The sequence below is a fragment of the Mesorhizobium sp. M7A.F.Ca.MR.362.00.0.0 genome (assembly GCF_004023175.1).
In the GTDB taxonomy this organism is placed as follows: Bacteria; Pseudomonadota; Alphaproteobacteria; order Rhizobiales; family Rhizobiaceae; genus Mesorhizobium.
Map to the genome: position 1 here is coordinate 1 of NZ_RZTF01000209.1, position 11344 is coordinate 11344.

General features: G+C 62.6%; 11 protein-coding genes. 10 read left to right on the top strand and 1 reads right to left on the bottom strand.

Annotated elements, in window-relative coordinates; translation table 11 throughout:
• From EOC06_RS22850 to phoB, 6 genes are all read left to right on the top strand, one after another.
• A partial coding sequence (locus EOC06_RS22850) for a PstS family phosphate ABC transporter substrate-binding protein (protein WP_206631237.1) occupies nucleotides 1-286 on the top strand: 286 nt, incomplete at its 5' end.
• A 96-nt stretch (nucleotides 287-382) separates the two neighbouring features.
• Nucleotides 383-1849 carry a phosphate ABC transporter permease subunit PstC gene (pstC, locus tag EOC06_RS22855; RefSeq protein ID WP_128308851.1) on the top strand — a complete coding sequence of 489 codons (1467 nt, stop codon included), beginning with the start codon at nucleotides 383-385 and terminating at the stop codon, nucleotides 1847-1849.
• Nucleotides 1846-3162 carry a phosphate ABC transporter permease PstA gene (gene pstA / locus EOC06_RS22860; RefSeq protein ID WP_127330389.1) on the top strand — a complete coding sequence of 439 codons (1317 nt, stop codon included), beginning with the start codon at nucleotides 1846-1848 and terminating at the stop codon, nucleotides 3160-3162. The genes pstC and pstA overlap by 4 nt, the downstream gene beginning before the upstream one ends.
• A 17-nt stretch (nucleotides 3163-3179) precedes the next feature.
• Nucleotides 3180-4001, top strand: a complete 822-nt coding sequence (pstB, locus tag EOC06_RS22865) for a phosphate ABC transporter ATP-binding protein PstB (RefSeq protein WP_128308852.1) — start codon at nucleotides 3180-3182, stop codon at nucleotides 3999-4001.
• 26 nt (nucleotides 4002-4027) lie between these two features.
• Nucleotides 4028-4735: a phosphate signaling complex protein PhoU gene (gene phoU / locus EOC06_RS22870; RefSeq protein WP_127267720.1), complete on the top strand. Its 708-nt coding sequence runs from the start codon at nucleotides 4028-4030 to the stop codon at nucleotides 4733-4735.
• Between the two features lie 16 nt (nucleotides 4736-4751).
• Nucleotides 4752-5441: a phosphate regulon transcriptional regulator PhoB gene (gene phoB, locus EOC06_RS22875; protein WP_010911896.1), complete on the top strand. Its 690-nt coding sequence runs from the start codon at nucleotides 4752-4754 to the stop codon at nucleotides 5439-5441.
• 16 nt (nucleotides 5442-5457) lie between these two features.
• On the opposite strand, the gene EOC06_RS22880 is transcribed toward phoB, so the two are convergent.
• Nucleotides 5458-6705: an ROK family protein gene (locus EOC06_RS22880; protein ID WP_127267719.1), complete on the bottom strand. Its 1248-nt coding sequence runs from the start codon at nucleotides 6703-6705 to the stop codon at nucleotides 5458-5460.
• Nucleotides 6706-6974: 269 nt separating this feature from the next.
• Between EOC06_RS22880 and xylF the strand changes: the two genes are divergently transcribed.
• The 4 genes from xylF to EOC06_RS22900 form a co-directional block, all read left to right on the top strand.
• Nucleotides 6975-8015 carry a D-xylose ABC transporter substrate-binding protein gene (gene xylF / locus EOC06_RS22885; protein WP_128308853.1) on the top strand — a complete coding sequence of 347 codons (1041 nt, stop codon included), beginning with the start codon at nucleotides 6975-6977 and terminating at the stop codon, nucleotides 8013-8015.
• 142 nt (nucleotides 8016-8157) lie between these two features.
• A complete protein-coding gene (locus tag EOC06_RS22890; protein WP_127267718.1) occupies nucleotides 8158-9510 on the top strand; it encodes a sugar ABC transporter permease in 1353 nt (450 codons plus the stop codon).
• Between the two features lie 11 nt (nucleotides 9511-9521).
• Nucleotides 9522-10322, top strand: coding sequence for an ATP-binding cassette domain-containing protein (locus tag EOC06_RS22895; RefSeq protein ID WP_127267717.1), 801 nt, complete (start codon nucleotides 9522-9524; stop codon nucleotides 10320-10322).
• Nucleotides 10323-10449: 127 nt separating this feature from the next.
• On the top strand, nucleotides 10450-11344 hold an 895-nt coding region (locus EOC06_RS22900; protein ID WP_206631238.1), incomplete at its 3' end, for a CHASE domain-containing protein.

Here is an 11344-nt window from a genome sequence, read left to right on the forward strand (position 1 = left end):
CTATGAGAACAATGCCGACAAGCTGAAGGTCGCCACCGTGGAAGACGTCGTGCCTTCGACCGAGACGATCGCCAGCGGCAAGTATCCCGTCTCGCGCCCGCTGTTCTTCTACGTCAAGAAGGCGCATCTGGGCGTCGTTCCCGGCCTCAAGGAATATGTCGAATTCTTCCTTGACGACCAGATGGTTGGCCCGGAAAGCCCGCTCGCCGAATACGGCCTCGTTGCGGCTCCGGATGCCGAGCGTCAGGCCCAGCGTGACGCTTTCGCCGCCGGAAAGTCGATGTAATCAGCTGCCGAACCGGGGTGCGGGCCAAATCCCGCGCCCCGGTTTCATCGCAGGCCGCAATGGCGGCTGCGTAAGAATTTCTCTTGGGGTGGGTCCATGTCGTCCTTGCTCGTACTGGCCATCGTCGTTGCCGTCGGCCTGGTTGCCTTTTTCATCGGTCGGCAACGTGCCGCGGCCCAGGACAATGGCAAGGTCAAGCCGCATTCGCGCGCCCACTATCATGGCTGGTGGGCCTTCCTGCTCGCCGTTCTGCCTGCTCTTTTGCTGCTTGCCGTCTGGACCGTCGGGTCTTCCGTCTATCTGGACCGACACATTCACACTGCCTTGCCCGAGCGCACCGTCGACAGCAAGGTTGCCAGTGAGGCACTGGATGTCAGCCTCGTAAAGAGCCTCGCCAGGGGCCTGCGCAAACTTGATGCAGGCACACTGGCCGCAATGCCTGCCAGCTTTGCCGAGCTGCAGCCGCTGCTCGCCGCCAAGGGTGTGGCACTGGCGAGCGACACGCAGGATTACATGATCCCGATCGCCATCGAGGCGAACAAGGTCCAGGACCGGCTCGGCCTGTTCGGCGCCATTGTCATTCTCGTTTCCTCGATCGCCGGCGCCTTCTATGCGCTCAGGCAGATCGAGCCGCGCGCCAGGGCCCGCAACAATGTCGAGAGGCTGATGCTGTGGGGGCTGCTTGCCGCCTCCACCATCGCCATCCTGACCACCATCGGCATCGTGCTTTCGATGCTGTTCCAGACGATCACCTTTTTCGAAAGCGTCTCGCCGATGAGTTTCTTCTTCGGCACCGTCTGGGATCCGCGTTTTGCCGCTGCCGGTTCGGGCGGCAGCCAGGGCCAGTTCGGTCTGATCCCGCTTCTTGCGGGCACGCTCTACATCGCCGCCGTCGCGCTGCTGGTTGCGGTGCCGGTCGGGCTGATGTCGGCTGTCTACATGGCCGAATATGCAACGCCCAAGGTGCGCTCGGTGGTCAAGCCGGCGCTTGAACTGCTGGCCGGAATACCGACCATCGTCTACGGCATCTTCGCCGTCGTCACGCTTGGGCCGTTCCTGCGCGACCTGTCCGCGGCGCTGACCGGCGGTTCGCCCTTCATCCAGGGCCAGAGCATCTTCACCGCCGGCCTGGTCATGGGCGTCATGCTGATCCCGGTCGTGTCCTCTCTTTCGGACGACATCATAACCGCGGTGCCGCGCGCCATGCGCGACGGGTCGCTTGGCCTCGGCGCGACCCGCTCCGAGACGATCAAGCGGGTGATCCTGCCGGCTGCACTGCCCGGCATCGTCGGCGCCATCCTGCTGACCGCCTCGCGCGCCATCGGCGAAACGATGATTGTCGTGCTGGCGGCGGGCGTCGCCGCCAACCTCACCATCAACCCGTTCGAGGCGATGACGACCATCACCGTCAAGATCGTCAACCAGCTCACCGGCGACCTCGAGTTCAATTCGCCGCAGACGCTGGTCGCCTTCGCACTCGGCCTGACGCTGTTCGCGCTGACGTTGGTGATGAACATCGTCGCGCTCTACATCGTGCGCAAATATCGGGAGCAGTACGAATGACCGACATTTCCATGGATACGATGGTCAGGGCGGCGGCCCATCCGCGCCGCGACATCGGCCTGAAGGCCCGTTACGCCGCCGAACGCCGTTTCCGCATCTATGGCGTCGTGGCGATTTCCGTAGGCCTGGCGTTCCTGGCAATCATGCTGATCACCATCGTCTCGAAAGGCTACACCGCCTTCTGGCAGACGACGGTATCACTGCCGATCTCGTTCGACGAGAAGGTGATCGATCCTTCCGGCAAGCGTGCAACCGATCCGAGCGTTCTGATCAAGGCAAATTATCCCAGGCTCGCCGAAAACGCGCTTGTGGCCAAGCTCGGCATCTCTCCTGATGACAAGCCGATGATCCAGAAGCTCAAGGGCTTCCTGTCGGAAGGCGCCCGCGTCCAGTTGCGCGACATCGTTGCCGCCGATCCGTCCGTGATCGGCACGACACGCAACGTCAACATCCTCGCCGCCGCCAATCTCGACTCGGCTTTCAAGGGCCAGATCGACCTCAGTGTCGAGGAAGCGCGACGCAAGGTCTCGGACCAGCAGATCACCTGGATGAACAAGCTCAAGGCCGAGGGCGCGATGGCCGAGCACTTCAACAGCGGCCTGTTCACCTACGGCGCCTCCAGCCGCCCGGAAACCTCGGGCATGGGCGTGGCGATCATCGGCTCGTTTTATATGATGGTGATCGTGTTGCTCCTGGCGCTGCCGATCGGCGTCGCCGCCTCCATCTATCTGGAAGAGTTCGCCAAGAAGAACCGTTTCACCGACCTCATCGAGGTCAACATCAACAATCTGGCAGCGGTGCCGTCAATCGTCTTCGGCTTGCTCGGCCTCGCGGTGTTCATCAATTTCCTGGGCATGCCGCGCTCCGCCGCTTTCGTCGGCGGCCTGGTGCTGACACTGATGACGCTGCCGACGATCATCATCGCGACGCGCGCTGCACTTGCCGCGGTGCCGCCGTCGATCCGCTCGGCGGCTCTCGGTCTTGGCGCCTCCAAGATGCAGATGGTGTTCCAGCACATCCTGCCGCTTGCCGCACCCGGCATCCTCACCGGCACCATCATCGGTCTAGCGCGTGCGCTCGGTGAAACCGCGCCCCTGCTGCTAATCGGCATGGTCGCCTTCGTCGCCGATCCACCGACGACGCCTTTCGATCCGGCCACCGCGCTGCCGGTGCAGATCTATATGTGGGCGAACGAGGCTGAACGCGCCTTCGTCGAGCGCATGTCGGGCGCGATCATCATCCTGCTCGTCTTCCTCATGGCCATGAACATCACCGCGATCGTGCTTCGGCGTCGGTTCGAGCGGCGCTGGTAGAAAAAAGGCATTTTGGTATGAACATCATGACCGAACAGTCCCTTGAAAACGCAGTGGGCGATAAGATGAACGCCAAGTCGAACGAAGTGATCAAAATGCGCGGCGACAAGGTCGGCGTGTTCTATGGCGAGAAGGCGCTGTTCGATGTCAATCTCGACGTCCGCCTGAATCAGGTGACGGCGCTGATCGGCCCCTCCGGCTGCGGCAAGTCGACCTTCCTGCGTTGCCTCAACCGCATGAACGATACCATCGATTCCGCGCGGGTAACCGGCAAGATCACGCTCGACGAAGAAGACATCTACGACAAGAACATCGATGTCGTCGAACTCAGGGCGCGCGTCGGCATGGTGTTTCAGAAACCCAATCCGTTCCCCAAGTCGATCTACGAGAACGTCGCCTATGGGCCGCGCATCCACGGATTGGCCAAGCGCAAGGCCGACATGGATCAGATCGTCGAGTCGAGCCTGAAGAAGGCGGCAATCTGGAACGAGGTGAAGGACCGTTTGCAGGAACCTGGCACGGGTCTTTCCGGTGGCCAGCAGCAGCGTCTGTGCATTGCACGCGCCATCGCCGTGTCGCCCGAGGTGATCCTGATGGACGAACCGTGTTCGGCGCTCGACCCGATCGCCACTGCTCGCGTCGAGGAACTGATCGACGAACTGCGCCAGAACTATACGATCGTCATCGTCACCCATTCGATGCAGCAGGCAGCGCGCGTGTCGCAGCGCACCGCGATGTTCCATCTAGGCTATCTGGTCGAGGAGGGCGCCACCGACAAGATGTTCACCACCCCCGACGACAAACGCACCCAGGACTACATCACCGGCCGGTTCGGCTGAGCTCAGGCATATGAGGGACGACGATCATGGGTGAACATACCGTTGCATCTTTCGATGAAGATCTGGAGCAGATCAGCCAGCTGATCCGCGACATGGGCGATCTCGCCCGCTCGATGGTCAGTGGCTCGACCAAGGCTTTGCTCAATTCGGACAATGCGCTGGCGCAGCGCGTGGTTTCCGACGATGCCATCATGGATGCCCGCCAGCGCGAGCTGGACGATCGCGCCATCACGCTGATCGCCAAGCGCCAGCCAATGGCCAACGATCTGCGTGCGGTGGTCGGTTCGATCCGCATGGCCGGCGACCTCGAACGCATCGGCGACCTTGCCAAGAACATCGCCAAGCGCGTCGGCACTGTCGGGCTGAGCGTCACGCCGCACGATCTTTCGCATTCGATCGACGCGATGGCGCAGCTGGTGCTGATCCAGGTGCAGGGGGTCGTCGACGAGTATGCCGCCGCTGACGCGGCAGCGCTTGCCACGCTCAGAAACAATGACGAACGCATCGACGTCAAATACACCTCGGTGTTCCGCGAGCTGCTGACCTACATGATGGAAGATCCCCGCAACATCACGGCGTGCACACACCTGTTGTTTTGCGCCAAGAACCTCGAGCGGATCGGCGACCACGTGACCAACATCGCCGAAAATGCCTACTATGTTTTGACCGGCACGCAGCTGCCAGCCAATCGTCCGAAGCAGGACGAGACGGCAATGTCCGCGCCAGCGGCATAACAGGGGTGACCAGCCGATGATCGCACCACGCATCATGGTGGTGGAGGATGAGGAGCCGCTAGGCGTGCTGCTCCGCTACAATCTTGAATCCGAAGGTTACCAGGTCGAGGTGGTGACGCGCGGCGATGAGGCCGAAATCCGGCTGCAGGAGAACGTTCCCGATCTTCTGGTGCTCGACTGGATGGTGCCTGCGGTTTCGGGCATCGAACTCTGCCGGCGCCTGCGAATGCGTCCCGAGACCGAGCGGCTGCCGATCATCATGCTGACCGCGCGAGGCGAGGAAAGCGACCGCGTGCGCGGCCTGTCGACCGGCGCCGACGACTATCTGGTCAAGCCCTTCTCGACGCCGGAGTTCATGGCCAGGGTCAAGGCGCTGCTGCGCCGGGCCAAGCCGGAAGTGCTGTCCAGCGTGCTCAAGGTCGGCGATATCGTGCTCGATCGCGAGTCGCACCGTGTCTATCGCAAGAAGAGCGAGATCCGGCTTGGGCCGACGGAATTCCGCCTGCTCGAATTCATGATGCGCCATCCAGGCCGCGTGTTCTCGCGCAGCCAGCTGCTCGACAATGTCTGGGGCGAGACGATCTACATCGACGAGCGCACGGTCGACGTGCATGTCGGCCGGCTGCGCAAGGCGGTCAACAATGGCCGTATGCCTGATGTCATCCGCACGATCCGTGGGGCCGGATACGCCATCCGAGAGGACTGAACTCCCTCGTTTGAACTCACGCCACGTTCTTGCCGCCGAAACCGGATCTCGCCTGCACGCCCGGCGCAAAAATCTCCTGATCGACGAAGATCAGCGCCCGCATGGCGCAGCCTTCGCGGATCAGCGGCAGTTCGTTCGGCTCGGTGTCGAAGGAAATCGATTTGGAATGCTGGCCGCCGGCGGTCTGGGCAATCGCTTGCCGCAATGCCGGCTCGATCAGGTCGAAGGCGGCGGCGCTGACACCGACCATGGCGACCGGCGCCGGATCGATCAGCGCGAACAGGCTGCCGAGGCCGTAGCCGAGCGCTTCGCCGGCCTTGCGATAGGCTTCCCGTTCGGGTCCGTCACCTTCGCGGGCCGCGGCAGCCAGGGCGCGCATGTCTGCGTCGCTGACATCGGCAACGGGTTCTGCATCCTCGCCCATCTGCCTGGCGTTGCGCCATATGGCGTAATTGCCCGCATAGGCTTCGACGCAGCCGCGCCGTCCGCAGCGACATAGCGCGCCGTTCGGCCGATGGATCATGTGGCCGAATTCGCCGCCCGAAGAATGGGTGCCGGTGAACAATTCGCCCTTCAGCACCAGTCCCATGCCGATGCCGTGCGACAAAAGGATAGCGATGAAATCGTCGCGGTAACGATCGGGGTCGCGCCAGCGCAGCGCCACCGCCATCATGTTGCAGTCGTTCTCCATTATGGCAGGGATGCCGAACTCGTCTTCGAATATGTCAGCGAAGGCGATGTCGGTGTGCGGCGTGATCGGCGACCACAGCATGGCGCGGGCACGGGTGTCGGTGATGCCCTGGATGGCCAGCGCGATGCGGGCGATGCTGCGCACGTCCAGGTCGGGATCTGCCAGACGGCGCCGCACGATGGCCGTGCATTCCCCGATCAGCGACTCGCGCGACATCGTCAGCGTGTCCAGCCGGCGCTGTTCCTCGGATATTACTTGGCCGGCATAGTCGATGACGGCGACGGAGAGGAAGTTCAGCGACAGCACCACGGTCATTACCGCGGCCGCTTCCGGATTGAGACTGAGGCCGACCTGCGGCCGGCCGCGTTTGAGCGAGCCGGCCTCGCTCGGCTTGCTTTCGGTCAGGATGCCTTCGACGATCAGGTCGGATGAAATCGCCGAGATGGTCGAATGGCTGAGGCTTGTGGTCGCGGCGATCTCGGTTCGCGACGGCTGTCCGGCGCGGCGCACTGCCGCGATCACCATGGCGCGGTTGCGGCGGCGCAGATCGTCGTGGCGGATTCCGACCGACATGTTCTTTCATATCCTCCCGGCCGCCGCGGTTCCTCCTGCCCCTGGAACGCTGTCGGTGACGCCGGTAAATACTGGCAGAAGCTGCAGGCCGTGTCATTTATTTATTCCGAGACTCGAAAAAACTCGAAATGACATCAAAATCCATCAGAATCGATGTTGACAGCGTTCGGGCGTTGGCCCAGTATTTTTTCGAGGCTCGAAAAAATAGAGCCTCTGTGCCGGCCCTCGGGTCAGTTTGGTCGCGCCATACGCGGCGCAGGGAGGATAATATGAAAAGATTCACGGCCGCCATCCTGGCGGGTGCCGCCATGTCGCTGACGCTCGCGTCTGTCGCGCAGGCGAAGGACAAGGTTGTCGGCGTTTCGTGGTCCAACTTCCAGGAAGAACGCTGGAAGACCGACGAAGCCGCCATGAAGACGGCGATCGAGGCCGCTGGCGACAAGTACATCTCCGCCGATGCGCAGTCCAATCCCGGCAAGCAGCTTACCGATGTCGAAAGCCTGATCTCGCAGGGCGCCAATTCCCTGATCATCCTGGCACAGGACGCTTCGGCCATCGGCCCGGCCGTGCAGAAGGCGCTGGACGAAGGCATTCCGGTCGTCGGCTATGACCGGCTGATCGAGAACAAGGACGTCTTCTATCTGACCTTCGACAACAAGGAAGTCGGCCGCATGCAGGCCCGCGAAGTGTTCAAGGTCAAGCCGGAAGGCAACTACGTCTTCATCAAGGGCTCCGGCGCCGATCCCAATGCCGACTTCCTGTTCTCGGGCTCGATGGAAGTGCTCAAGGAAGCCATCGACAGCGGCAAGATCAAGAATGTCGGCGAAGCCTACACGGATGGCTGGCTGCCCGCTAACGCCCAGAAGAACATGGAACAGTTCCTGACCGCCAACGACAACAAGGTCGACGCGGTGGTCGCGGCCAATGACGGCACTGCCGGTGGCGTCGTCGCGGCGCTGACGGCTCAAGGCTTGGCCGGCACCGTGCCGGTCTCGGGTCAGGACGGCGACCACGCCGGGCTGAACCGCATCGCCCTCGGCACGCAGACCGTGTCGGTGTGGAAGGACGCGCGCGAACTGGGCAAGAACGCTGCAGAGATCGCTTCGCAGCTCGCCGACGGCAAGAAGACGAGCGACATTGCCGGCGCCAAGGACTTCACGACGCCAGGCGGGAACACCGTCAAGTCGCTGTTCCTGACCCCGGTTGCCATCACCAAGGACAATCTCAACGTCGTCATCGACGCCGGCTGGATCAAGAAGGACGAAGTCTGCGCGGGTGTCGCCGCCGGCACCGTGGCGGCCTGCAACTGATCCGTACCACTTTGCAATATCTGAACGCCGCGGCCCAAAAGCCGCGGCGTTTTCTCAAAGAATTCTGTTTCCGCATCATGCGGATAGCTTCTAGGCTGGGCTCCGGCATGCGCGTCAGACGGCCAGCCGGTGGGAGGAAACCATGACCGATACGACGTCAAACCCGCAGACCGATACGGCGCGCGCGTCGGAACTCGGCGCCGTCGCCCGGTTCCTGAAGGCGACCGAGATCGACACCCGCATGCTCGGCATGATCGGCGCGCTGCTGGTCATCTGGATTGGGCTGCATGTCATTTCCAGCCTGCGCCTTGGCGTCAATCCGCTCGATTTCGACAGCCGCACCTTTCTCACGCCGCGCAATCTGTGGAACCTGTCGGTGCAGACATCCGCGGTTGCCATCATGGCCTGCGGCATGGTGCTGGTCATCGTCATGCGCAACATCGACCTGTCGGTCGGTTCCGCCGAGGGCCTGATCGGCATGGTGATGGGGTTTGCCCAGGTGCATTTCCTGGTGCGCTTTGTCGGGCTCGAACTCGGCAACCCGTGGATCTGGGTCCTGGCACTGGTCATCGGCCTGGCGCTCGGCCTGTTGATCGGCGCTTTTCAAGGCTTCGTCATCGCCTATCTCGAAGTGCCCGCCTTTATCGTGACGCTGGGCGGCTTGCTGGTCTGGCGCGGTGCCGCCTGGTGGGTCACTTCAGGCCAGACCGTGGCGCCGCTTAACGCCACTTTTCAGCTGATGGGCGGTGGGCCGGCGGGATCGATCGGCGCGACCTGGAGCTGGGTCGTTGGGATCGTCGCCTGCCTCGCCGTGGTGTTTGGGCTGTTCAACGGGCGGGTGCAGCGCAAGCGTTTCCGGTTTCCGCTACGTCCGATCTGGGCCGAGGCGCTGCTTGGAGTCGTCACCTGCGGCGCCATCATGGGTGCGGTCTGGCTCGCCAACTCCTACCCCTGGCCGATCGGCATCGTGAACAGATATGCGGCCGCCAACAACATCACCGTTCCCGAAGGCGGCCTGTTCATCGCCCACGGTATCGCCATACCGGTGCTGATGGCTGTCGCCGTCGGGCTGGTCATGACCTTCATCACCAACCGCACCCGTTTCGGCCGCTATGTGTTCGCCATCGGCGGCAATCCCGAGGCGGCTAATCTCGCCGGCATCAACACGCGATGGATCACCATGAAGGTGTTCATGATCATGGGCGTGCTGGCCACGATTGCCGCGGCGATCTCCTCGGCCCGGCAGAATTCGGCCACCAACGTGCTTGGAACGCTCGACGAACTGCTCGTCATTGCAGCCGCCGTGATCGGCGGCACGTCGCTTGCCGGCGGATCGGGAACGATCATCGGTGCCATGCTGGGCGCGCTGCTGATGCAGTCGCTGCAGTCCGGCATGGTGCTGCTCGGCGTCGACTCGCCGCTGCAGAGCATCGTCGTCGGGGCCGTACTGGTCATCGCCGTGTGGCTCGACACCGTCTATCGCAAGCGCGTCTAGGAGGGCATGCCATGAATGACAAGACTGCTCCTGCAGCCACCGCGCTGATCGACATGAGGAACATCTCGATCGCGTTTGGCGGCATCCGCGCCGTCGACGACGCCTCGATCGATCTTTTCCCCGGCGAGGTCGTAGCGCTGCTCGGCCACAATGGCGCCGGCAAGTCGACATTGATCAAGATCCTGTCCGGCGCCTACAAGCGCGATTCGGGCCAGATCTTCGTCAACGGCGAGGAGGCATCGATCTCCAATCCACGCGACGCCAAGAAATACGGCATCGAGACGATCTACCAGACGCTGGCGTTGGCCGACAATGTCGACGCCGCCGCAAATCTGTTCCTCGGCCGCGAGTTGATGACCGCCTGGGGCACGCTCGACGACGTTGCCATGGAGGCCGAGGCGCGCAAGGTGATGGGCCGGCTCAATCCCCGCTTCCAGCGCTTCAAGGAGCCGGTGATCAAGCTGTCGGGCGGCCAGCGGCAATCGGTGGCGATCGCGCGTGCGATCCTGTTCAACGCCCGCATCCTGATCATGGACGAGCCGACGGCGGCGCTTGGTCCGCAGGAAACGGCGCAGGTCGGCGAACTGGTCAAGCAGCTCAAGTCCGATGGCATCGGCATCTTCCTGATCAGCCACGACATCCACGATGTGTTCGAGCTTGCCGACCGGGTCTGCGTCATGAAGAACGGCCAGGTCGTTGGCACCGCCCGCACCACCGATGTCACGCAGGACGAGGTGCTGGGGATGATCATTCTTGGCAAATGCCCGCCGGGCGCCATTCCAGGACCGGGCGCGCTGAAGATCGCAGCCTGAGATCAAGCCAGCTCGCCGTTGCCGGACACGTGATATGCCAGCCGTAAGGATGGCTTGGCCTTGGCATTGTGTTGGCACGGCGACTTGCCCATAAAGGTCCGATATCGCTCAGGGACCGCACGATCCGTTGAAGAAGCTTTTCCCGATCATCGCCTTTATCGCCGTCGCACTAATCAGCATGGTGATGGCAGGTTTCGCCTATTTCGCCACACAGGAAGCCGCGCGCATCAAGTTCGAGGCGACTGCCGACGACGCGCTCAACCGGATCGAGAGCCGCATCGACCTGCATCTGTCGCTGCTGCGCTCGACGCAGGCCCTGTTCGACGCCCGCAATGGCGATATTTCTCGCAATGAGTTCAAGGCGTTCTTCAACGCGCTCGATGTCGACAAGAATTTCGCCGGCTTGCGCGGCATCGGTTTCCTCAGGCTGGCAAAGACGGGCGACGAGGCGACGGTCGAACGCGATATGCTGCACGATTATGGCGTCAGTCATCCAATCTACCCGGATACCACGCAACCCTGGCGTACCCCTATCGTGCTGTTCGAACCGCTGGATCCATCCAACCAAGCCGCCATCGGCTACGACATGTTCAGCGAACCGATGCGGCGTGTGGCGATCGAAAAGGCGATGTCCGACGACCAGCAGCACGCCAGCGGGTTGGTGCAGCTGGGCCAGGACACGGGCGCCTCGCAGACGTTCACCGGCTTCTTCGTTTTCGTGCGGCTCAATGTCGAAACCGCTCCCGACGTCATCAATGCTTCGAGATCCTCGACATCAGGTTTTCTCTATGCGGCCTTCCGGGCTCGCGATCTGTTCCAGACCGCGCTCAGCCGGTCGCCGCTACTGCCGGTCAACACCGAAATCTATGACGGCGATGGTGCCGTGAGCGGCGACAATCTGCTGTTCCGGTCGGAGACGCCGCCAGCTTCGACTTTCGGGGACAGGCTGCTGGTCACCCGAAAGATCATCGTCGCCGGACGGCCATGGACTGTCCTGTTCCGGCCGACAAGCGCCTTCTCGC